The organism is Eikenella longinqua, assembly GCF_001648355.1.
Lineage (GTDB): Bacteria > Pseudomonadota > Gammaproteobacteria > Burkholderiales > Neisseriaceae > Eikenella > Eikenella longinqua.
Map to the genome: position 1 here is coordinate 212,302 of NZ_LXSL01000028.1, position 22,703 is coordinate 235,004.

Sequence of the window (22,703 nt, forward strand, 5' to 3'; positions counted from 1 at the left end):
CTCCCTGAAAGGCTACCTGAAAAACCATTCCCAACCTCCCACAAGGATTTATCCATGACCAAAAAACTAGCCATCCTCCGCGGCGACGGCATCGGCCCCGAAATCATCCACGAAACCGTGCGCGTGCTCGACAAACTCATCGCCCAAGGGCTAAACGTATCCTACGAATACGCCCCGCTCGGCGGCGAAGCCTACGACGCATACGGCAGCCCCTATCCCGAATTCACGCAAAACCTCTGCCGCCAAGCCGACGCCGTGCTGCTCGGCGCCGTCGGCTCGCCCCAATACGACAACCTCGAACGCCCGCTGCGCCCCGAACGCGGCCTGCTCGCCATCCGCAAAGATTTGAATTTATTCGCCAACCTGCGCCCCGCCATCCTCTACCCCGAGCTGGCCAACGCCTCCTCCCTCAAGCCCGAAATCGTAGCCGGCCTCAACATCCTCATCGTGCGCGAACTCACCGGCGACATCTACTTCGGCGAACCGCGCGGCATCCGCGTGCTGGAAAACGGCGAGCGCGAAGGCTACAACACCATGAAATACAGCGAAAGCGAAATCTGCCGCATCGCCCACGTCGCCTTCCAATCCGCCCAAAAACGCAGCAAAAAAGTCTGCTCCGTGGGCAAAGCCAACGTATTGGAAACCACCGAACTGTGGCGCGAAATCTTCGAAGAAATCGGCAAACAATACCCCGACGTCGAGCTCTCCCACATGTATGTGGACAACGCCGCCATGCAGCTCGTGCGCGCGCCCAAACAATTCGACGTCATCGCCACCGGCAACATCTTCGGCGACATCCTCTCCGACGAAGCCTCCATGCTCACCGGCTCCATCGGCATGCTGCCCTCCGCCTCGCTCGACGAAAACGGCAAAGGCCTCTACGAACCCTCGCACGGCTCCGCCCCCGACATCGCCGGGCAAAACAAAGCCAACCCGCTGGCCACCATCCTCTCGCTCGCCATGCTGCTGCGTTACAGCCTGGGCGATGAAACCCGCGCGCAACAAGTTGAAAACGCCGTGCAAAAAGTGCTGCAACAAGGCCTGCGCACCGGCGACATCCACGAAGCAGGCACCACCCTCGTGTCCTGCTCCGGCATGGGCGACGCCGTGCTCGCCGCCCTATAAGCCGCCGCAAACAGGCTACCTAAAAACGATGTCTTGGCGAAGCCAAGGCTGAGTTTCTGCGAAGCTAAAACGCCAGCTTCAACGAAGTTAAAACATTTCCGCCCGGCCAAAAGCCGTTTCGCATTTTTCAGGTAGCCTCAACCCTTTCAAACCACAAGGAAAACTTATGTCCACCCTTCCGCCCTGCCCACAATGCCAATCCGAATACGTCTACCAAGACGGCGACAACCTCATCTGCCCCGAGTGCGCCCACGAATGGCCGGCGCAAGCCGCCGAAGCCGCTGAAGGCGAAGCCGGCTTGGCCGTTACCGACGCCCACGGCGCACCGCTCGCCAACGGCGACAGCGTGGTTCTGCTTAAAGACCTCAAAGTGAAAGGCAGCTCGCTGGTGGTGAAGCAAGGCACCAAAGTGAAAAACATCCGCCTGCAAGAAGGCGACCACGCCATCGCCTGCAAAGTAAACGGCACGGCATTGAATTTAAAAGCCGAGTTTGTGAAAAAGGCCTAAGTCTTCCGGCCACACAAAAGGCTACCTGAAAACGCAGCGCAGCAAAGTTTCTGCGAAGCTATAGTGGATTAAATTTAAAACGGGACAAGGCGGCGAGCCGCAGACAGTACAAGTAGTACGGCAAGGCGAACCAACGCTGTAACGTTTTAAATTCAATTCACTATAAATTTTTCAGGTAGCCTCTTTGCCAAACTTCCAAGCCGTTCAAACCCAATAAAGGCTACCTGAAAACATCCAAACTGTTTTCAGGTAGCTTTTTGCTTGTTTCGGCGGAAGCCTTACAGCGTGGTATTCAAGGCCGTATCGATATCCTGCCAAATATCCTCGATATCTTCGATGCCCACGGAGAAGCGCAGCAGGCCTTCGCGGATGCCCAGCTTTTCCTTCACTTCGCGGCTCATGCCGCTGTGCGACTGGCTGAAAGAATGGTTCACCAGGCTTTCCACCCCGCCCAGGCTGGCGGCCATGTGCAAAAGTTTCAGATGGCGGATAACCGAATCGGCCGCCGCCTGGCTGTCGTTTTTCAGATATACCGACACCACGCCGCCGAAGCCGCGCATTTGGCGCCGGGCCAGCTCGTGGTGCTCATGGCTCGGCAGGCCGGGGTAGAACACTTTTTCCACCGCCGGATGCTGCTCCAAGCGGCGGGCGAGTTCGGCGGCGTTGGCCAGGTGCTGCTTCATGCGCACGGAAAGGGTTTTGATGCCGCGCAACACCAGCGCGCAATCCATCGGCCCGGCCACGCCGCCGGTGTTCACCAACGTGCTTTGCAATCGCTTGGCCATCGCCTCTTCCTTGGCCACCACGATGCCCATCAGCACGTCGGAATGGCCGCACAGGTATTTGGTGGCGGAATGGAACACGATGTCGCAGCCCATGTCGAGCGGGTTTTGCAGATAAGGCGTGGCGAAGGTGTTGTCGATGCCCACTACGGCGCCGGCGGCTTTGGCTTTCTGCGCCAGCAAGGGGATGTCCACCAGCCGCAGCAGCGGGTTGCTCGGGCTTTCCAGCCACACGAGCTTCACTTGGTGCGCGGCCAGGAGCGCGTCTAGGTTTTCAGGTAGCGTGAGGTCGGCAAACACTACGTTTACGCCCCATTGGCTGTACACTTCGGTGAGCAGGTCGTAGGCGCCGCCGTAGATGTCGGCCACGGCCACAACGGTGTCGCCCGGGCGCAATACGGTGCGGAACACGGCGTCGATGCCGGCCATGCCGCTGCCGAAGGCGAAACCGGCGCAGCCGTGCTCCAGCGCGGCCACGGTGTCTTCCAACACTTTGCGCGTGGGGTTGGCCAGGCGGGAATAGCGGTAGGGGATGTTTTCGCCGATTTGGTGCATAGCAAACATGCTGTTTTGGTAAATCGGCGGCATGATGGCGCGGTTGTGCTCATCCGAGTTGTAGCTGCTGTGGATGATTTCGGTGTCGAAACGCATGGGGTTCTCCTTGTTTAACTTCGTTGAAGCTCACGTTTTGGCTTCGCAGAAACTCAGCCTTGCTCCGCAAGACATCGCTCCACTCCGTTGAAGCTCACGCTTTAGCTTCGCAGAAACTCAGCCTTGGCTTCGCCAAGACATCGCTTTCAGGTAGCCTGTTTGACGGCTGCAATGCATACAAAAAAAACAGCCGAGCGCGGTGTGGCTGGCTGTTTTTCTTCTTAGCGGCAAAGCCCGAAGCTCTGCAAAATCAATTCTGGCGGAAAGGAAGGGATTCGAACCCTCGATACGCTATTCACGTATACACGCTTTCCAGGCGTGCGACTTCAACCACTCATCCACCTTTCCGAGGTAAGCGCGGATTATACTCAAGCCCTCCGCACAACACAACTGTTTTTACCATACGTTTTCGCCCCTCACCCCTGCCGGCAATTTCCCGGCAACAGCGAAAGCGCCTCCTCTTCCCGCCGCCTGCCCGACTTTTCCGCCAGCGGTGTGAGCGGATACACCGTTTTCACCGCCACCAAGCCGTAAGCCGCCGCCCCCGCCGGCCACCAGCGGTTGCCCGCCAGCTCCATAAACTGCCAGCGCCGCAGCGCCCGCTCACCCGCAAACGGCGGCACATAAGCCATAAAGCGCCCCAGCTCCGGCCGAAACCCCGTTTCATCCAGCAGCTTGCGCACCTGCGGCAGCGGCAGGGCATTCCTGCGCAAGCCCAAATCTTTTTCAGGTAGCCCCAAGCGCCACAGCGAATACGGGTTAAACCCGCTGAACACCAGCCGCCCATACGGTGCCAACACGCGAAAACACTCCAGCAGCAGCTCCCGCCGCTGCCCGCACAACTCCAAACCGTGTGGCAGCAGCAACACCTGCACACTGCCCGAAGCCAGCGGCAGCTGCGGCAGCGCGCACACCACATCCACCGCCCCCGCATGCCGCCCCAGCCGCAACACCTGCTCCGGCCAGCAGCTCCAGCCGCAAAACGAAGCTGCCACAATCAAGCCGTGCAAATCATTCAGCTGGCTGCTAAAAAACGCCTGCTCCAATTTTTTCAGGTAGCCTCCCGGTGCGGTTTCATCCAGCCAAGCGGCCAATCTAAATTCCTCTATCATGTTGCCCCCGTGCTATCATTCAGCTTTTGAGATGTAAATCAAGTGAAAACGTCCCGCCTGCGGCTTGACACCGCCGCAACCCAGCCCTTAATATCCAAAAAATTTTAGCTAATCATAACGTTAAATCAAGCAAACACGCCTGCCATGAGTAAATTAAAACTTCTTTCCCTCGCCGTATTAAGCCTAGGCCTCCCCACAGCTGCTTTCGCGCAAACCTACACCGCCGAGCAAATCGCCTCCGCCATCACCAACCTCAACGCCACCATCCTGCGCAATCCCTCCGCCAACCACAACAACCTCTGGGGCCGCATGCGGCAAGATTTCCGCTTAAGCGAAGTTAATCCCGAAATCGTGCGCCGCCACGAAACCTACTACAGCACCCGCAGCGCCTATTTCAACCGCACCGTGGAGCGCAGCCGCCCCTATCTTTACCACATTCTCTCCGAAGTGGAAAAGCGCAACATGCCCTCCGAAATCGCCCTGTTGCCATTTATCGAGAGCGCATTCGTCACCAAAGCCCGCTCCCACGTGGGCGCTTCCGGCCTGTGGCAGTTTATGCCCGCCACCGGCCGCCACTACGGCCTCGCGCAAAACAACATCTACGACGGCCGCCACGACATCTACGCCTCCACCGACGCCGCGCTGAACTATCTGCAATACCTGCACAACATGTTCGGCGACTGGTCGCTCGCGCTTGCCGCCTACAACTGGGGCGAAGGCAACGTGAGTCGCGCCGTAAACCGCACCCGCAACCAAGGCCTCGAGCCGATCTACGAAAACCTCAACATGCCGAACGAAACGCGCAACTACGTGCCCAAGCTCCTCGCCGTGCGCAACCTGGTAAACAACCCGCAGGTGTTCGGCCTGAACCTTTCCAACATCGAAAACAAGCCCTATTTCCAAGCCATCAACATCGAAAGCCCGATGGACATCAACGCCATCACCCGCCTGGCCAACATCAGCCAGGCCGAGTTTGAGGCGCTGAACCCCAGCTTCAAAGTGCCCGTGTTCCTGCCCGAAGGAGGCCAGCGCAAACTGCTGCTGCCCGTGGGCGCGGTCAACGCCTTCGAGCGCAACCTGCGCAGCACACCCAAAGAATCCCTGCTTTCCTACGACATCCTGCGATCCGACGGCGCCACCACCCTCAGCGACATCGCCGACCGCAGCGGCATCAGCGTGGGCGATTTGCGCCGCGCCAATGGCCTGAGCAGCAACACCATCCGCGCCGGCCTGCCCATCCTCGTGGCCAAAAACAGCCTGAACAACAGCCAGCTCGGCCGCGGCGTGCAGATGCTGGCCGACAACAAACCCGCCGACGACCCGCTGGGCCGCCTGATCCGCCAAAACAGCGGCACCGCCCAGCCCGAGCCCGCCCGCAGCAGCAATATTGCCCGCAACGAAGCGCAGCCTGCTCCTTATGTGGCCGCCGCCAAACCCGTTGCCGCACCCGAGCCCGCCCCCGTCCGCAGACAACCGCCCGTTCAGTTGGCACAAAACAATCCCGCTCCGGCTGTGAACACCCCTGCCGCCGCATCCCCCGCCGCCAGAACGCCGGCCGTACCCGTTCAGCTGGCCTCCGCACAACCCGCACCAGAGCAAGCCAAACCCGCCGTTGCCGCCGCCAAACCTGCCGACGGCATCCGCGAAAGCGAGCCCGCCCTGGCCGACAACGCTGCGATCCAGCCCGACCCGCTGATGGCTTTGGCCGCCAACACTTCCGACAGCGGCAACACCCCTTCCGATAGCGATGCCGACGCCGACATCGCCGAGCGCGCTGCCGCCTCCGTGCGCGCCTCGCTGGCGCAAAGCGAAGCCGCCGAAGCCCGCGCTCAAGCCCAAGCCGAAGCGCGCCGCCCGGCCAACAGCGGCTTTGCCCGCCTGGCCAGCAACACCGGTTCCGAGCAGCGCCGCGCCGCCCGCCAAGAACAGCAGGCCCAACGCCGCGCCAACCAAACCGTTACCCACAAAGTGCAGGCCGGTGAATCGCTCTACGGCATCGCCCGCCGCTACAACATAGACGTAGCCGAGCTCAGCCGCGCCAACAACATCCGCGGCAACAACATCCGCCCCGGCCAAGTGTTGCGCGTGAGCAGCAGTGCCACCAACCAAAGCGCCGCCCGCCACGCCGACAACCGCAGCAATAGCCGCGCCGACAGCCGCAACGAACGCCATGGCAACCGTGCCGACAACCGCAGCGAGCGCAACGAACGCGGCAACAGCCGCAACGCCCGCCAGCAAACCGTCTCCCACACCGTGCGCAGCGGCGACACCCTGCAATCCATCGCCCGCCGCTACAACACCTCCGTGGCCGACATCAAACGCAGCAACAACCTCAGCGGCAGCAGCATGCTGCGCCCCGGCCAAAGGCTGCGCGTATCTGGCGGCACCTGATTGCCGCTTGCACACCGCCGCCCAATTTTCAGGTAGCCTCCAAAGGCTACCTGAAAATATTTACGCCCCGCCCCACACATTCCCCCATCCCCAGCCATGAACGCACAAAAACGCCGCGAAATCTTCCAACGCCTGCGCGATGCCAACCCACACCCCACCACCGAGCTCGTTTTCCACAGCCCCTTCGAGCTCCTCATCGCCGTCCTCCTCTCCGCCCAAGCCACCGACAAAGGCGTCAACAAAGCCACCGCCAAGCTCTTCCCCGTGGCCAACACCCCGCAGGCCATCCTCGATTTAGGCCTGGAACGCCTGATGGAATACACCCGCACCATCGGCCTCTACCAAACCAAATCCAAACACATCATCGCCACCTGCCGCCTGCTGCTGGAAAAACACCAAGGCCAAGTGCCGCACACCAGAGAAGAGCTCGAAGCGCTGCCCGGCGTCGGCCGCAAAACCGCCAACGTCGTGCTCAACACCGCCTTCGGCCAGCCCACCATGGCCGTGGACACCCACATCTTCCGCGTGGCCAACCGCATGAAGCTCGCTCCCGGCAAAAACGTGCGCGAAGTGGAAGACAAACTCATGCGCCTCGTGCCCAAAGAATTCCTGCTCAACGCCCACCACTGGCTCATCCTGCACGGCCGCTATACCTGCAAAGCGCAAAAACCGCTGTGCCACGAATGCATCGTGTACGACCTGTGCGAATACCAAGGCAAACCGTTTTTATAGCGAACCAACTTAACTTTCGCTACGGCGTTAGCTCGCCTTGCCGTACTTCTGTACTGTCTGCGGCTCGCTGCCTGGTATCGAAAGCCAATTTGATCCGCTATAGCCCCAACCCACGCAAACCAGCCCCGCATTTTTCAGGTAGCCTCTTGCCGCCAAGAAAGGCTACCTGAAAAATACGGGGCTTGATTGAGCATTCATTTTTTCAGGTAGCCCCTGCCAAACAGGAGGCTACCTGAAAACCAATAATCAGCCTATTCCACCAAACAATCAATCGCTTGCCGAACGGAAGAAACGGCGGATATCCTGCTCCAGCGTGTCCAGCATTTCATAACGCTTGCGGTACATCGAGCGTTTTTTACTTTGGATTTCTTCCAGCGGCGTGCGCTCGATTTGCGCGGGCAGGTGCCAATAGCCGTTGGCATCGAGCCGGCCTTGGTTTTCCTGCCAGAAGGCATCGTAGTTGAACAGCAGGCGGCTGGAGTCGTTCCAACGGAATTTGGCCTGGCTTTTGTGCGGGATGCCGTAGAGCTCGCAGCCCAGCTCGGCCGCCATCAGCTTGAATACGTTCACCATCATAAACATCGGCCGCACGCCGTGCAGCTGCTTGGTGGTGTGGCGGATAAGCTCGGGCGCATCTTCGCTGTGCGGGCCTTGGATGGAGGTAATCAGCAGGCCGTTGGGCGCAATAAAGCTGAACACGGCATCGTAAATGCGGCTGCGCTCAGTGCTTTGCAGGCTCACCAAAAAGAAGCCTTCCAACGGGTCTTTATGGTTGATATTCAAGCTGATGGAAAGCTCGGGCGCCGGATGGTTGAGCACCACCGTGCGCCGCGCCACCAGCTCCTGCCACTTCTCGGCAGAAGGCTTGGCCTCGGCCAGCGTGAAGTTCGCCAACACCGCCTGCAAACGCGCTTCCTTGCCGAAACGGTTGTCGGCATAAGTGTCGAGCACGGCGCGGGCGGCATAGGGATTGTGCTGAAACACGGGCGCCCACATCGGGTGTTGATTGATAAACTCCACAAATTGATCGCACTGCCGCCGCGCTAGGATGCGCTGGATTTTGTCGCGCAGATACACCACCGCATATTTGCGCAAGCCGCGTTCGCGCAGGGCGGGATATTGTTCGTCAAACGTGGGAAAGTGAAATAAATCAGACATAAACTTCGCTATTCGTGCGCAATGGCGGGCTGCCCGCCGGGCAAGCCGCTGGAAATATAGTGGATTGAATTTAAATCAGGACAAGGCGGCGAAACCGCAGACAGTGCAGGAGTACGGCAAGGCGAGACAACGCAGCCCTGGTTTAAAACGAGTTCACGATAAATTAGAAATCGGCAGGCAAACCGGCCTGCCAAAGGCGGCCAAGCTTACCCGATTTGCCTGCTGCCTTGCAAGGCAGGCTCCGGCGCCTTCCGCCCGCGCTTCAAACCAACATAAAACAGGCTACCTGAAAAAGTTTCCGCTTCGCAGAACGCTGCTGCGTTTGGTTTGCTTGGTTGAAGCTATTTTCAGGTAGCCTGTTCGGCATGTCGGCAAGCTGCTTGATTACGCCCGCTGCTGGTCTGCCGGCAATTGTTCGCTGGTGCGGCCGAAGCGGCGTTCGCGCACGCGGAAGGAGGCGATGGCTTTATCGAACTCGGCGGCGTCGAAATCGGGCCACAGGGCGGAGGTGAAATAAAATTCGGCGTAGGCCATTTGCCAGAGCATGAAGTTGCTGATGCGGGTTTCGCCGCCGGTGCGGATAAACAGGTCGGGCTCGGGGGCTTCGGCTAGGGAGAGGCGCTGCGAGAGGTCTTCTTCGCTGATTTCGCTTTTGCCTTCGGCAATCAGTTGGTTGGCGGCTTGCAGGATGTCCCAGCGGCCGCCGTAGTCGGCAGCCACGGTGAGGGTGAGGCCGGTGTTGGCGGCAGTAAGCTTCTCGGCGGCTTCGATGCCGGCCACGATGGCGGCGGGGAAGCGGCTGCGGTTGCCGATGATTTTGAGCCGCATGCTGTTTTCGTGCATTTTGGCCACTTTCACTTCGAGCGCCTGCAAGAAAAGTTTCATCAGGAAGGAGACTTCGTCTTCGGGGCGGCGCCAGTTTTCGGTGGAAAAGGCGAACACGGTGAGGTATTCCACGCCGAGCTCGATGCAGCGGGCGGCGAGGTTTTCTAATGCGGTTACGCCGCGTTTGTGCCCCATCACGCGGGGCAGCAGGCGTTTTTTGGCCCAGCGGCCGTTGCCGTCCATGATGACGCAAACGTGGCGCGGGATGTTGGTGCGCTCGGGGATGGTTTGGGTGCTGCTGCTCATGTTTGTCCTCGGGCGGGGAGCCGCCGGTGGGTTGCGGGTGTGGGTGTGGCTGGCAGAAGGCCGGATTTTTGGCTTTGCCGGTTTTTCAGGTAGCCTCAAGCGGATAAGGGGCTACCTGAAAATGTTTCCATCAAATAAAAAGCCTTATTTGCCCAGGGCAGACAATACGGCGGCTTTTACGCTCTCCACGGGCTGGGTGCCGTCGATTTTGATGTATTTGGGGGCGTCGCTGCCGGTGAGCCGGCTGTAGAAGCCGATGAGCACGGCGGTTTGTTTGTGGTACACATCCAGGCGGTTTTTCACGGTTTCTTCGCGGTCGTCGTCGCGCTGGATGAGGTCTTCGCCGGTGATGTCGTCTTTGCCTTCCACTTTGGGCGGATTGTGGCGGATGTGGTAGGTGCGGCCGGAGGGCAGGTGCACGCGGCGGCCGGCCATGCGCTCGAGGATGACGGCGTCGGGCACGTCGATTTCCACCACGGCATCCAGCAACACGCCGGCCTCTTGCATGGCTTCGGCCTGCGCCAGGGTGCGCGGGAAGCCGTCGAACAAAAAGCCGTTTTGGCAATCGGGCTGGGCGATGCGCTCTTTCACCATGCCGATGATGATGTCGTCGCGCACCAGGCCGCCTGCGTCCATAATCTTTTTGGCTTCCAAGCCCAGCGGGGTGCCCGCTTTGATGGCGGCGCGCAGCATGTCGCCGGTGGAAATCTGCGGGATGCCGAAGGCGGCGGTGATGAATTGAGCCTGGGTGCCTTTGCCGGCGCCGGGCGCGCCGAGTAGCAAGATTTTCATGGTTTCGTCCTTTATTTGATTGAAGAACAGGAAAAAGCAAAATTTTGAGGCTGCCTAAAAATCGCAAACCGCCAGCTTTTCGCGCAGTTTTGCGGCGTCGGCGCCCGTCCGCCGCGCAGTTTAGAGCCCCCGCCGCAAAAAATCCAGCTTTTGCCGCCGTTTCCCCTTCCGCGCCCAGCCTAGAAAGGCTACCTGAAAAGCATTACAATCCCCGCTCCACGTTCATTCCGCAACGAGACCGCCATGCCCAAGATCAGCAGCAACTTCGATGCCGGCGCCATCAGCGTCATCGACAGCGCCGACAGCCAAAACATCCGCCTCGCCCTGCGCGGCGACAATGCCGCCCCCTTCAGCCAATGGTTTTACTTCCGCCTGCAGGGTGCCGCCTACCAGCCCTGCCACATCCGCATCGAAAACGCCGGCGCCGCCAGCTACCCCGAAGGCTGGGAAGGCTACCAAGCCACCGCCTCCTACGACCGCAGCAACTGGTTCCGCGTGCCCACCCGATATGAAAACGGCGTGCTCACCATCGAGCACACCCCCCTGGCCGGCAGCGTGTACTACGCCTATTTCGAGCCCTATTCCCACGAACAGCACCTCAACCTCCTCGGCGATGCCCAAGGCAGCGGCCTGTGCCAAATCGACGACCTCGGCAGCACCCTGCAAGGCCGCGACCTCAACCTGCTCACCATCGGCCACCAAGCCGCCAGCGACCTCAAAATCTGGCTCACCGCCCGCCAGCACCCCGGCGAAAGCATGGCCGAATGGTTTATCGAAGGCTTCCTCTCCCGCCTGCTCGACCACCAAGACCCCACCGCCCGCGCCCTGCTCGACCGCGCCACCTTCTACGTCGTCCCCAATATGAATCCCGACGGCGCCAGCCTCGGCAACCAGCGCACCAACGCCGCCGGCGCCGACCTCAACCGCGAATGGCAAAACCCCAGCCCCGAGCGCAGCCCCGAAGTGTATGCCGTGCGCCAAAAAATGCACGAAACCGGCGTCGATCTCTTCCTCGACATCCACGGCGAAGAAACCCTGCCCTATGTGTTCGTATCCGGCGCCGAAGGCAACCCCTCCTACAGCCCCCGCATCGCCGCGCTCGAAGCCGCCTTCAAAACCGCCTTGCAGCAAGCCAGCCCCGACTTCCAAGACGAACACGGTTACCCCAAAGCCGCCCCCGGCCAAGCCAACCTCGCCATCGCCAAATCCTATGTAGGCGAAACCTTCGGCTGCCTCTCCTACACCCTCGAAATGCCCTTCAAAGACAACATCAACCTCCCCGACGACGACTTCGGCTGGAACGGCCAACGCTCCCTGCGCCTGGGCGAAGCCATCCTCAGCGCCATCCTCGCCGTCTGCCCCCAACTGCGCGACACAGGCAAAACCGCATGAACCCTTCCCTCTCCCCCAACAGCCTCGCCGCCGGATTAGGGCTACCTGAAATTTCAGGTAGCCTCCTGCACGCCGATTGGCCCGCCCCCGCCAACGTCCGCACCCTCATCACCACCCGCCAAGGCGGCGTCAGCCAAGGCCGCTTTGCCAGCCTCAACGTGGGCGACCACGTGGGCGATGACCCCGCCGCCGTAGCCGAAAACCGCCGCCGCGTGCAGGCGCACATCCCCCTGCCGCCTGCCTACCTGCGCCAAGTACACGGCAACCGCGCCGTGGCCGCCGCCGAAAGCCTGGCCGCCCCGCCCGAAGCCGACGCCTCCTTCGACCGCAGCGGCCGCGCCGCCTGCGCCGTGATGACCGCCGACTGCCTGCCCGTCTTATTCTGCAACCGCGCCGGCAGCGCCGTGGCCGCCGCCCATGCCGGCTGGCGCGGGCTCGCTGGCGGCGTGTTGGAAAACACCATCGCCGCCATGCAAACCCCGCCCGCAGAAATCCTCGCCTGGCTCGGCCCCGCCATCGGCCCCGACGCCTTCGAAGTGGGCGCCGACGTGCTCACCGCCTTCACCCAAGTCGATCCCGCCGCCGAAGCCGCCTTCCAGCCCATCGGCAGCGGCAAATACCTCGCCGACATCTACCTGCTCGCCACCCAAACCCTGCGCCGCGCCGGCGTCAGCCAAATCTATGGCGGCGAACACTGCACCGTGCTCGAACGCGACCGCTTCTTCTCCTACCGCCGCGACGGCCAAACCGGCCGCATGGTCAGCGCCGTATGGCTCAGCCCCGAGTGAGCAGGCAAAGGCTACCTGAAAAATTAAATCCCTATAAAATCAAAATTATCAAATAAGGCGCAAAGCAACGTTATGAAAGCATTCCTCCCCTTCCTTCTGCTCGCCACCGCCCTTCCCGCCATAGCACGGCCGCCCGCCGATTTTTCCGGCCACTGGGTAGGGAGGGAGGTTGATGGCTCTATCGACAACCAATTCAAGATGAGCCTCGAGCAGCAAGGCGATACGGTAAGCGGCAAATGGTCGCACAGCATCAGCCGTGCCTCCCAAGAAAACGTTCCCGACAGCAGCGGCAAAGTGCGTGGCATAATCCGCAACGGCAGGCTCACTTTGGAATACTGCACCGAAAAAAGCCCTGCCCCCCAATCCAGCCTCTATCCTCCCTGCCCGCAATACCACCGATCATTCGGCTATTACGTACTACAGTCCGACGACACACTGATGGAACGCAAAGACAACGGTTTCCGTCCCGAAACCTACATCATATGGCATAGGGATAGAAAAAATTAAATACAATCATATGGATAAGCTCATATCATTAGCCTGTCTTACTGTACGAACATACTGAACACAGGCTACCTGAAAGCAATGTTTTAACGAAACCAAAGTATGAGTTTTCTTGATGGCAAAACTAAACGCTAACTTATCAATGAGATTAGTATGAAAAAATACTTTATTCTTCTTCTGCTTTCCGTTTCCCTATCTACGGCCGCTATGCCCGATATTAATTTTTCCGGCAATTGGTCGTGGGCATCCAAACCCCTCTGGCGATCACCTGAAAATCTATACAGCTTTACCCTGAATCTGATTCAGCAAGGCAACACGGTAAGCGGCGAGTGGGCACATATCCAATCTGACAACATCATCAAAGCACACGGTAAAGTGCGCGGCTACATTCAACACGGCAGGCTTACCTTAGAGTACTGCACCGAAAACAGCGGCAACCTATACAAATACAAACCCTGCCCACAATATGAGCAATTCAACGGGTATTATGTGTTGCAATCAGATGGACATTTGCAAGAATACATTCAAAATAGTACCAAACCCTCTGTCTATCACCCATCTCTCAATTACAACAAACAATAAGCGCATTCAGTTACCCTCCTACCCCGCTTGACAAATCCCGCCCTCCCCGCCATAATCCGCGCCTTTCGTGCAGCCCTTTTCGCTGCCGCAGATTTCGGCACACCGCACCGCCGGTGCAGCCACCCCGATTAGGAGGTGATTATTTCCACCCCGGCCCTTATCCGGCCCGCACCGCCCGCCTGGTGCAAAAGCGATAAGCCAACCCCATTTTTCCCGGGCGCAATCGCCCGACACAAACATTTTAAGGATTTCAAATGCCTACTATTCGCGTAAAAGAAAACGAACCGTTTGAAGTAGCGATGCGCCGTTTCAAACGCTCCATCGAAAAAACCGGCCTGCTCACCGAGCTGCGTGCCCGTGAAGCCTACGAAAAACCGACCACCGAGCGCAAACGCAAAAAAGCCGCTGCGGTAAAACGTTTGCAAAAACGCCTGCGCAGCCAGCAGCTGCCGCCGAAATACTATTAATTCGGCCAAATAAAAACACAGCCTGCAATAGCGGCTGTGTTTTTGTTTGGAATCATTGATAAAGGCTACCTGAAAATTTTTTCAGGTAGCCTTCTCATCATCTAAGCAGGCTTCTCAGCCCGCTTAATCTTGCTTATTCAAACGGGCGCACCGGCATGCCGAACATGGCACGGGCAGTGTTCAACATCTGGCAGGAGAAGCCCCATTCGTTGTCATACCAGGAAAGCACTTTCACCATATTGCCGTTGGACACCTTGGTCAGCGTGCTGTCAAACACGGAGGCCTGCGTGGTGTGGTTGAAATCGGAAGACACCAGCGGCAAGACGTTGTAGCCCAACACGTTTTTCAGCTCGCCTTCGCTGGCGGCCTTCAGGAGCGCATTGATTTCTTCCACGCTGGTATCGCGGCCGGCTTCGAAGGTCAAATCCACCAGCGAAACGTTGATGGTGGGCACGCGCACGGCGAAGCCGTCGAGCTTGCCTTTGAGCTGGGGCAGCACCAAGCCCACGGCTTTGGCGGCACCAGTTTTGGTGGGAATCATGTTTTCCACGGCGCTGCGGGCGCGGCGCAGGTCTTTGTGGCTCACGTCGGTGAGCACTTGGTCGTTGGTGAAGGCGTGGATGGTGGTCATCAGGCCTTTGGCAATGCTCACGCTGTCGGCCAGCACTTTGGCCACGGGGGCGAGGCAGTTGGTGGTGCAGGAGGCGTTAGACACCACGGTCATCTCTGGCGTGAGCACTTGGTGGTTCACGCCATATACGATGGTGGCGTCTACATCGTCGCCGCCGGGGGCGGAAATCAGCACTTTTTTGGCGCCGGCGCGGATATGCGCCAGGCTCTTCTCTTTGCTGGTGAAGGCGCCGGTGCATTCCAGCACCAAATCCACGCCCAGCTCTTTCCACGGCAAATCGGCCGGGTTGCGCTGCGACAGGAAGCGGATTTTGTCGCCGTTCACAATCAGATGGGTGTCGTCGTGCGACACTTCGGCAGCAAAACGGCCGTGCGCGGTGTCGAACTTGGTGAGGTGGGCGTTGGTTTGCAAATCGCCGCCGGTGTTGATGGCTACGACTTCAAACTGGTCGCGCAGACCGTATTCGTAAATGGCACGCAGCACCTGGCGGCCGATGCGGCCGTAACCGTTGATGGCAATCTTCAAACTCATGTTTTCACCTTTCGTAAGTTCCGAGAAACCCGCACCGACAGGCCGGGCAGACAAAAAATAACAAAGCGGATTATAGCGGCTTTATGCCGGAAACTACAGCCGCCCGCGTCTAAGAGGCTACCTGAAAGTATAATTTTGCCGCTCCGCCCTTTACTTTTCCCCGCCGCAAGGTTAAAAAGGCAGCCTGATTCCTTTCACACTTCTTTACCATCACATTCACCCATTAAGGAGCAGTTATGCAAAAAGTAGGATTTGTCGGCTGGCGCGGCATGGTCGGCTCAGTTTTGATGCAGCGTATGCGCGAAGAAAACGACTTCGCCCACATCCCCGAAGCGTATTTCTTCACCACTTCCAACGTGGGTGGCAACGCGCCCGATTTCGGCCAGGCAGCCAAAACCCTGCTCGATGCCAACAACCCCGCCGAGCTGGCCAAAATGGACATCATCGTTACCTGCCAGGGCGGCGACTACACCAAATCCGTGTATCCCCAATTGCGCCAGTCCGGCTGGAACGGCTACTGGATCGATGCCGCCTCCGCCCTGCGCATGGAAGAAGACGCCGTAATCGTGCTTGATCCGGTAAACCGCGACGTGATCGACGCCGCCCTGCAAAACGGCGTGAAAAACTACATCGGCGGCAACTGCACCGTTTCCCTCATGCTCATGGCCTTGGGCGGCCTCTTCCAAAACGACCTGGTGGAATGGGCTTCCAGCATGACCTACCAAGCCGCATCCGGTGCCGGCGCCAAAAACATGCGCGAACTCATCAGCGGCATGGGCGCGATTCACGCCCAAGTGGCCGCCGAGCTCTCCGACCCCGCCAGCGCCATCCTCGACATCGACCGCAAAGTGTCCGACTTCCTGCGCTCGCCCGACTACCCCAAAGCCAATTTCGGCGTACCGCTGGCCGGCAGCCTGATTCCGTGGATCGACGTGGATTTGGGCAACGGCCAATCCAAAGAAGAATGGAAAGGCGACGTGGAAACCAACAAAATCCTCGGCGGCAGCCGCCCCACCATCGTAGAAGGCCTGTGCGTGCGCGTGGGCGCCATGCGCTGCCACAGCCAAGCCATCACCCTGAAATTAAAACAGGATTTGAGCGTGGCCGAGATTGAAAAACTGCTCGCCGGCGCCAACAGCTGGGTGAAAGTGGTGCCCAACACCAAAGAAGCCAGCATGGCCTCGCTCACCCCCGCCGCCGTTACCGGCACGCTCACCGTGCCCGTGGGCCGCATCCGCAAGCTCGCCATGGGCGGCGAATACATCAGCGCCTTCACCGTGGGCGACCAGCTCCTCTGGGGCGCCGCCGAGCCCATTCGCCGCATCTTGCGCATCGTATTGGGCAATCTGGATTAATCAAACCTTGACCTCGCTCAAGCAAGCAAAAGGCTACCTGAAGATTTTCAGGTAGCCTGTTTGTTGCCGCCAAACGTTTCAATCATAAAGAATAAGTTTGCCGCCCCAAGCCGCCGCCTTAACCTTTCCCACCCAAGTTTCACAAAGCCTGCCGTTTTTCCCCCGCCGCGCCGCTGCTAGAATTTCCGCTCGATTTCAATTACAAATATCGGAAAGGAAAAGAAAACATGGCCGACATCGTAGACCTGCACGGCGCCATCGAAGCACACAAAGCCTGGATCGACAAACTCGAGCTCACCCTGCGCAACCGCAACCCCGAAGAATACGACCCCGCCATCATCGGCGTGGACAACCTCTGCATCCTCGGCAAATGGCTGCACGGCGAAGGCAAAAAATACGCCCACCTCACCGAATACTCCCGCGTGCTGCTCGCCCACCAAAAATTCCACGAATGCGCCGGCCGCATCCTCGACGCCCACCAACACGGCTATTTCGCCGAAGCCATCAGCCTGCTGCGCCGCGAGCTGCCCGCTCTCTCCAACACCGTCAAAGACGGCCTGCTCGAGCTGAACGACAAAATCAACCACCAATAAACCACAACCCGGCCAAAGGCTACCTGAAAAATGCCGCTACTTTTCAGGTAGCCTTTCATCATCCCAAGCAAACCCTGTTCTGCCAAACCAAACGCAACATATCAGCCGCAAGCAAAGCAGGCTGTCTGAAATTTAGCAAACCGCCAGCCCCAATTCATATTTTAGCTTCGCAGAAACTCGCTGCACTCGTTTTCAGGTAGCCTTTCCCCGCCCTTAAGGCTAGCTGAAATTCCCTCCGCCCCGTTTTGCGCTAGAATACCCGCTTTCCATTTTCCCCAAGGCCGCCGCCATGCCCCAGCAAACCGCCCACTACCTCAAAGACTACCGCGCCCCCGAATACCTCGTGCCCGCCATCCGCCTCGATTTCGACATCCGCGAAGAGCACACCGCCGTGGCCGCCGAGCTCTCCATCCAGCCCCAGCCCAATGCCGGCGGCACACTCGTGTTGCAAGGCTCCGCCGAGCTCGTCTCCCTCGCCATCAACGGCCAAAGGCTACCTGAAAACAGCTACTCCTTAGAAAACAACACACTAAGCATCCCAAACGTTCCCGCCCAGCCCTTCTCCCTCAGCGTGTCCACCCGCCTGTATCCCCACGCCAACAAATCCCTGATGGGCCTCTACGCGAGCGGCGGCAACCTCTACACCCAATGCGAGCCCGAAGGCTTCCGCAAAATCACCTACCACCCCGACCGCCCCGACGTGATGGGCATCTACACCACCCGCATCAGCGCCGACCGCGCCCGCTACCCCGTGCTGCTCTCCAACGGCAACCGCACCGGCAGCGGCAGCCTGCCAGACAACCGCCACTGGGCCGAATGGCACGACCCTTTCGCCAAACCCAGCTACCTCTTCGCCCTCGTGGCCGGCGATTTGGTGTGCACCCGCGACAGCTTCACCACAAAAAGCGGCCGCCAAGTGGCCCTCGAATTCTTCACCCGCGCCGAAGATGCCGGCAAAGTGCGCTTCGGCATCGAATCGCTCAAACACGCCATGCGCTGGGACGAAACCCGCTTCGGCCTCGAATACGATTTGGACATTTTCATGGTGGTGGCCGTGGGCGACTTCAACATGGGCGCCATGGAAAACAAAGGCTTGAATATTTTCAACACCGCCTGCGTGCTGGCCGATAGCCGCAGCGCCACCGATGCCGACTTCGAGCGCGTGGAAGGCGTGATCGCCCACGAATATTTCCACAACTGGACGGGCAACCGCGTAACCTGCCGCGACTGGTTCCAGCTCTCGCTCAAAGAAGGCCTCACCGTGTTCCGCGACCAAGAATTCTCCGCCGACCGCGCCAGCCGCGAAGTGCGCCGCATCGAGAATGTGGCCTTCCTGCGCGCCCACCAGTTCCCCGAAGACGCCGGCCCCACTGCCCATCCCGTGCGCCCCGCCAGCTATGTGGAAATGAACAATTTCTACACCCTCACCGTGTATGAAAAAGGCGCCGAGGTGGTGCGCATGTATCACACCTTCCTCGGCGAAGCCGGCTTCCAGAAAGGCATGCAGCTCTATTTCCAGCGCCACGACGGCCAAGCCGTTACCTGCGACGACTTCCGCGCCGCCATGGCCGACGCCAACGGCTTCGATTTCGAGCAGTTCGCCCTGTGGTACAGCCAGGCCGGCACGCCCGTGTTGGAAGTTTCAGGTAGCCTCCAGGCCGGCAACCGCTTTATGCTCAACGTCCGCCAAAGCATTCCGCCCACGCCCGACATGGCCGCCAAACAGCCGATGATGATTCCGCTCAAAGTCGCCCTGTTCAGCGCCGACGAAGACAGCTTCGGCGAGCCAATCCCCTTCAGGCTACCTGAAAATTTGTCTGCCGATGCCAACACGCACACCGAAGCCGTGCTCACCCTGCAACAAGCCGAAGAAAACATCGAGCTGCAATTCGAAGGCGCATACCGCCAAGTCGTGCCCTCCCTGCTGCGCGGCTTCTCCGCCCCCGTGAACCTGCACTACGCCTACAGCGACCACGAGCTCTCCGTGCTGCTCGCCTGCGACAGCGACCCCTTCGCCCGCTGGGAAGCCGCGCAAACCCTCTACCGCCGCGCCATCGCCGCCAACGAAGCCGCCCTGGTTTCAGGTAGCCCCCTGCCCGAACACCGCGCCCTGTTGCAAGCCATCGATTATGTATTGCGTGCCGACATCGGCGCCGCCTTCCAAGCCGTGCTGCTCGGCGTGCCCGGCGAAGCCGAACTGTGGGCCGGCCGCAAAAATATCGACCCGCTCATCATCCACCGCGCCCGCGAAGCCCTGCTCGATTTGATTGCCTCACACTTCGCCGAGCAATTCGCCGCTCTCAACGCCGAAGCCCGCCGCATGGAAGAAGAACAATCCGGCCTGGCCGAGCCCTACGAATACCACCCGCAGCAAGCTGGCTGGCGCGCCCTGCGCAACGTGTGCCGCGCCTTCATCCTGCGCGCCAGCCCCGCGCACATTGCCGAAGTGGCCGAACGCTATCCGCAAATGGCGCACAACATGACCCACGAATGGGGCATCCTCTGCGCCATCAACCACAACGAACGCCCCGAGCGCAACCGCCTGCTCGAGCAGTTTGCCGCCAAGTTCCGCAGCGACGACCTCGTGATGTGCAAATACTTCACCCTGATTGCCGCCAGCCACCGCGCCGACACCCCCGCGCAAATCCAAGCCGCCCTGGCGCACCCCGCCTTCAGCCTGGAAAACCCCAATAAAGCCCGCGCCCTGCTCGGCAGCTTCGGCCGCAACGTGCCGCACTTCCACGCCGCAGACGGCAGCGGCTACGCCTTCCTTGCCGGCCAAATCGGGCGTATCGACCGCTTCAACCCGCAAATCGCCGCCCGCCTGGCCCAGGCCTTCAACATCTGCGCCCAGCTCGAACCGCAGCGCCGCAGCCTGATGCGCGCCGAGCTGGAAAAACTCGCCGCCGATCCCGCCCTCTCCAAAGACAGCGGCGAAATCATCGGCAAAATCCTCCAGGCCTCCGCCTGACAGGCAAGCGGCGGCCGGGAAGATATAGCGGATTCCATTTAATCGGCACAAAGCGGCGAACCGCAACCAGTACGGCAAAGCAAGCCAACGCCGTACCGGTTTAAATTCAATTCGCTATCATTCCCGCCGCCGGTTTGATGTGCCGAAATATTTTTCAGGTAGCCTCTCATCCGTGAAGGTAAAGGCTACCTGAAAAACTTGGCTGCGCAGAAGCTCACTTCGTTCGTTTTAACTCCGTTGAAGCTAACGCTTTCAGGTAGCCTGTTCATTGCCCAATCAGTGCGCAAGCAAAAGCCCCGCATCAGCGGGGCTTGCCATTTGGTGCCGGTAAAGGGAGTCGAACCCCCGACCTTCGCATTACGAATGCGCTGCTCTACCAACTGAGCTATACCGGCAAACGCGCGCATTATAGCCGAAGCAGCCGCGTTTTCCTACACGGCAGCCAGCCTCTTCTCCTTGTTATCGGCTACCTGAAAAACGGAAAACGCTTTTTCAGGTAGCCTCAAATGCCGCCTGCAAAGCGCGTATAATCCGCCCGTTTGCATTTTCCCACCCGAAGCCATGCCCTATTTCGCCCTGTTTGACGATGCCGTGAGCGGCCGCGCAAAACTCTATCAAAATCATGTGGAAAGCCGTTTTTTCCATCATAACAAACTCGATTCGCTGGACGATGCGCTGCAAAAGGGCTGGCAAAAAGGGCTGCATTCGGTGTTGTTTGCAGACTACGGATTCGGGCTGCCGCTGATGGGCGTCGAGTCCGAACGCGGCGGCAATCTTGCCCTGCATTGGTTTGCCGACTGCGCCGACACCAATGCCGAAAGCTGGCTTGACCAAAATTCAGACGACCTCCCCGCCGGCATTTCCACGCCGCAATCCTCCGTATCCGAAGCCGATTACCTCGACCACATCCGCCAAATCCACGAAGCCATCCGGCGCGGCGACACCTATCAAATCAACTACACCACCCGCCTGCACCTGCAAGCCTACGGCAATCCCGTCAGCCTCTACCGCCGCCTGCGCCAGCCCGTCCCCTATGCCGTCTTGTCCCACCTGCCCGATGCGGCAGGAAAATCCGCGTGGACGCTGTGTTTCTCGCCCGAACTCTTCCTCAAAATCGGTTCGGACGGCACCATCAGCACCGAGCCGATGAAAGGCACTGCGCCGATTCTAGGCGACGGGCAAGACGAGAGCCGCGCCGCCGAGTTGCAAGCCGACCCGAAAAACCGCGCCGAAAACGTGATGATTGTCGATTTGCTGCGCAACGACCTCGGCAAAATCGCCCAAACCGGCAAAGTATGCGTGCCCGAGCCGTTTAAAGTGTCGCGTTTCGGCAGCGTCTGGCAGATGACCAGCACCATCCAAGCCCAAGCCCTGCCCGACACCTCCTTCGCCGACATCCTCCGCGCTGCTTTCCCCTGCGGCAGCATCACCGGCGCGCCCAAGCGCATGAGCATGCAGATTATCGAATCGCTCGAAGCCGAACCGCGCGGACTGTACACCGGCAGTATCGGCTACCTGAAACCCTGCGCGGGCGGGCTGGGGTTTGAAGGCATATTCAACGTCGTCATCCGCACCTTGTTGCTCAAACCCGTTTCAGACCTGATTTCAGACGACCTTCCATTTTCAGACGACCTAGATAGCGGATTAAATTTAAATCAGGACAAGGCGACGAAGCCGCAGACAGTACGGCAAGGCGAGGCAACGCCGTACCGGTTTAAAGTTAATCCACTATATCAAGGCATATACGGCGTCGGTTCCGGCATCGTCATCGACAGCGACCCCGCCGCCGAATATCGCGAATGCGGCTGGAAAGCCCGTTTTCTCAACGAATTGCGCCCCGCCTTCGGCATCTTTGAAACCATGCGCGTGGAAAACAGGCAATGCCGCCTGCTCGACCTGCATCTGGGTCGTCTGAAAACATCCGCCCAAGCCCTCAACCTGCCTCTGCCCGACGATGGCGAAACCCGAATCCGAGAATACATCGCCAAACTGCCCGACGGCACGTTCCGCCTGAAAGCCGAACTCTTTTCAGACGACCTCGCCATCAGCCACGCCCCCGTTGCCGAACTGCCCGTCCCGCAGCGCGTCATCCCCGCCCCGCAACCCCTCCCGCGCCGCGACTACCTGCGCCGCTTCAAAACCACCCGCCGCGCCCTGTACGACCAGGCGTGGCAAACCGCCGAAATACAAGGCGCGTTCGACAGCCTGTTTTTCAATTCGGACGGCATCCTGCTCGAAGGTGGCAGAAGCAACGTGTTCGTCAAATACCAAGGGCAATGGCTTACCCCGTCTCTGGATCTGGACATCCTCAACGGCGTCATGCGCCAAGCCGTGTTGCAGCAGCCGCAAACCTACTTGGGCGCGGACGCCGTCATCGAAACGCACATCACACGGCAAATGCTGGAACACGCCGAAGCAATCCGCCTCTCCAATGCCTTGAGGGGCGTGTTTGCAGTGAGCTTGGCAAGATAACGGAACAGCCTGAAACCGGATTGGGGTTTCAGGCT

General features: G+C 59.5%; 20 protein-coding genes and 2 tRNA genes. 14 read left to right on the forward strand and 8 right to left on the reverse strand.

Features of this window, described 5'->3' with window-relative positions:
• The first annotated feature begins 54 nt into the window (after window positions 1-54).
• Together leuB and A7P95_RS08520 are read left to right on the forward strand one after the other, a co-directional pair.
• A complete protein-coding gene (leuB, locus tag A7P95_RS08515; protein ID WP_067593983.1) occupies window positions 55-1,125 on the forward strand; it encodes a 3-isopropylmalate dehydrogenase in 1,071 nt (356 codons plus the stop codon).
• Between the two features lie 166 nt (window positions 1,126-1,291).
• Entirely contained in the window at window positions 1,292-1,633 is a 342-nt protein-coding gene (locus A7P95_RS08520) for a zinc ribbon domain-containing protein YjdM (RefSeq protein ID WP_067593986.1), read from the forward strand.
• Window positions 1,634-1,911: 278 nt separating this feature from the next.
• Here A7P95_RS08520 and A7P95_RS08525 read toward each other — a convergent pair whose 3' ends face one another.
• The 3 genes from A7P95_RS08525 to A7P95_RS08535 all read right to left on the reverse strand — a co-directional run bounded on the left by A7P95_RS08525 (window position 1,912) and on the right by A7P95_RS08535 (window position 4,178).
• Window positions 1,912-3,066 carry a trans-sulfuration enzyme family protein gene (locus A7P95_RS08525; protein WP_067593989.1) on the reverse strand — a complete coding sequence of 385 codons (1,155 nt, stop codon included), beginning with the start codon at window positions 3,064-3,066 and terminating at the stop codon, window positions 1,912-1,914.
• A gap of 257 nt (window positions 3,067-3,323) precedes the next feature.
• Window positions 3,324-3,414: transfer RNA gene (locus A7P95_RS08530), tRNA-Ser, on the reverse strand.
• A gap of 68 nt (window positions 3,415-3,482) precedes the next feature.
• On the reverse strand, window positions 3,483-4,178 hold the full coding sequence (locus A7P95_RS08535; protein ID WP_156503563.1) for a class I SAM-dependent methyltransferase: 696 nt from the start codon (window positions 4,176-4,178) through the stop codon (window positions 3,483-3,485).
• 144 nt (window positions 4,179-4,322) lie between these two features.
• On the opposite strand from A7P95_RS08535, the gene A7P95_RS08540 reads away from it, so the two are divergent.
• Both A7P95_RS08540 and nth read left to right on the forward strand, forming a co-directional pair.
• Window positions 4,323-6,569 carry a LysM peptidoglycan-binding domain-containing protein gene (locus A7P95_RS08540; RefSeq protein WP_067593994.1) on the forward strand — a complete coding sequence of 749 codons (2,247 nt, stop codon included), beginning with the start codon at window positions 4,323-4,325 and terminating at the stop codon, window positions 6,567-6,569.
• Between the two features lie 96 nt (window positions 6,570-6,665).
• Window positions 6,666-7,301 (forward strand): endonuclease III, encoded by a 636-nt coding sequence (gene nth / locus A7P95_RS08545; RefSeq protein WP_067593997.1) that lies wholly within the window; start codon window positions 6,666-6,668, stop codon window positions 7,299-7,301.
• 267 nt (window positions 7,302-7,568) lie between these two features.
• Here nth and A7P95_RS08550 read toward each other — a convergent pair whose 3' ends face one another.
• Window positions 7,569-8,459 carry a VirK/YbjX family protein gene (locus A7P95_RS08550; protein WP_067594000.1) on the reverse strand — a complete coding sequence of 297 codons (891 nt, stop codon included), beginning with the start codon at window positions 8,457-8,459 and terminating at the stop codon, window positions 7,569-7,571.
• A gap of 64 nt (window positions 8,460-8,523) precedes the next feature.
• Between A7P95_RS08550 and A7P95_RS12410 the strand changes: the two genes are divergently transcribed.
• Window positions 8,524-8,814 (forward strand): hypothetical protein, encoded by a 291-nt coding sequence (locus A7P95_RS12410; protein WP_342667770.1) that lies wholly within the window; start codon window positions 8,524-8,526, stop codon window positions 8,812-8,814.
• A gap of 29 nt (window positions 8,815-8,843) precedes the next feature.
• Here the strand turns inward: A7P95_RS12410 and uppS are convergent, their stop codons facing one another.
• Window positions 8,844-9,590, reverse strand: a complete 747-nt coding sequence (gene uppS / locus A7P95_RS08555; RefSeq protein ID WP_067594003.1) for a polyprenyl diphosphate synthase — start codon at window positions 9,588-9,590, stop codon at window positions 8,844-8,846.
• 144 nt (window positions 9,591-9,734) lie between these two features.
• Entirely contained in the window at window positions 9,735-10,382 is a 648-nt protein-coding gene (gene adk / locus A7P95_RS08560) for an adenylate kinase (RefSeq protein ID WP_067594006.1), read from the reverse strand.
• A gap of 243 nt (window positions 10,383-10,625) precedes the next feature.
• Between adk and A7P95_RS08565 the strand changes: the two genes are divergently transcribed.
• From A7P95_RS08565 to rpsU, 5 genes are all read left to right on the forward strand, one after another.
• Complete coding sequence (locus tag A7P95_RS08565; RefSeq protein WP_067594008.1) at window positions 10,626-11,774, forward strand: M14 family metallopeptidase; 1,149 nt, start codon at window positions 10,626-10,628, stop codon at window positions 11,772-11,774.
• The gene (gene pgeF / locus A7P95_RS08570; protein WP_082890779.1) at window positions 11,771-12,562 is read left to right on the forward strand and encodes a peptidoglycan editing factor PgeF; all 792 of its coding nucleotides are present in this window, start codon (window positions 11,771-11,773) and stop codon (window positions 12,560-12,562) included. Before A7P95_RS08565 ends, pgeF begins: the two co-directional genes overlap by 4 nt.
• A gap of 72 nt (window positions 12,563-12,634) precedes the next feature.
• On the forward strand, window positions 12,635-13,069 hold the full coding sequence (locus tag A7P95_RS08575) for a hypothetical protein (protein WP_067594011.1): 435 nt from the start codon (window positions 12,635-12,637) through the stop codon (window positions 13,067-13,069).
• A gap of 150 nt (window positions 13,070-13,219) precedes the next feature.
• A complete protein-coding gene (locus A7P95_RS08580; RefSeq protein WP_067594014.1) occupies window positions 13,220-13,648 on the forward strand; it encodes a hypothetical protein in 429 nt (142 codons plus the stop codon).
• Between the two features lie 254 nt (window positions 13,649-13,902).
• Window positions 13,903-14,115: a 30S ribosomal protein S21 gene (gene rpsU, locus A7P95_RS08585; protein ID WP_067594017.1), complete on the forward strand. Its 213-nt coding sequence runs from the start codon at window positions 13,903-13,905 to the stop codon at window positions 14,113-14,115.
• A 133-nt stretch (window positions 14,116-14,248) separates the two neighbouring features.
• Here the strand turns inward: rpsU and gap are convergent, their stop codons facing one another.
• Entirely contained in the window at window positions 14,249-15,277 is a 1,029-nt protein-coding gene (gene gap / locus A7P95_RS08590) for a type I glyceraldehyde-3-phosphate dehydrogenase (protein WP_067594020.1), read from the reverse strand.
• Window positions 15,278-15,513: 236 nt separating this feature from the next.
• Between gap and asd the strand changes: the two genes are divergently transcribed.
• From asd to pepN, 3 genes are all read left to right on the forward strand, one after another.
• Entirely contained in the window at window positions 15,514-16,632 is a 1,119-nt protein-coding gene (gene asd / locus A7P95_RS08595) for an aspartate-semialdehyde dehydrogenase (protein WP_067594023.1), read from the forward strand.
• A 227-nt stretch (window positions 16,633-16,859) separates the two neighbouring features.
• On the forward strand, window positions 16,860-17,225 hold the full coding sequence (locus tag A7P95_RS08600; RefSeq protein ID WP_067594026.1) for a CZB domain-containing protein: 366 nt from the start codon (window positions 16,860-16,862) through the stop codon (window positions 17,223-17,225).
• A 289-nt stretch (window positions 17,226-17,514) separates the two neighbouring features.
• Window positions 17,515-20,196 (forward strand): aminopeptidase N, encoded by a 2,682-nt coding sequence (pepN, locus tag A7P95_RS08605; RefSeq protein ID WP_067594029.1) that lies wholly within the window; start codon window positions 17,515-17,517, stop codon window positions 20,194-20,196.
• A 319-nt stretch (window positions 20,197-20,515) separates the two neighbouring features.
• Here pepN and A7P95_RS08610 read toward each other — a convergent pair.
• Window positions 20,516-20,591: transfer RNA gene (locus tag A7P95_RS08610), tRNA-Thr, on the reverse strand.
• Between the two features lie 166 nt (window positions 20,592-20,757).
• Between A7P95_RS08610 and A7P95_RS08615 the strand changes: the two genes are divergently transcribed.
• Window positions 20,758-22,668 (forward strand): bifunctional chorismate-binding protein/class IV aminotransferase, encoded by a 1,911-nt coding sequence (locus A7P95_RS08615; protein ID WP_067594032.1) that lies wholly within the window; start codon window positions 20,758-20,760, stop codon window positions 22,666-22,668.
• Window positions 22,669-22,703: the final 35 nt, after the last annotated feature.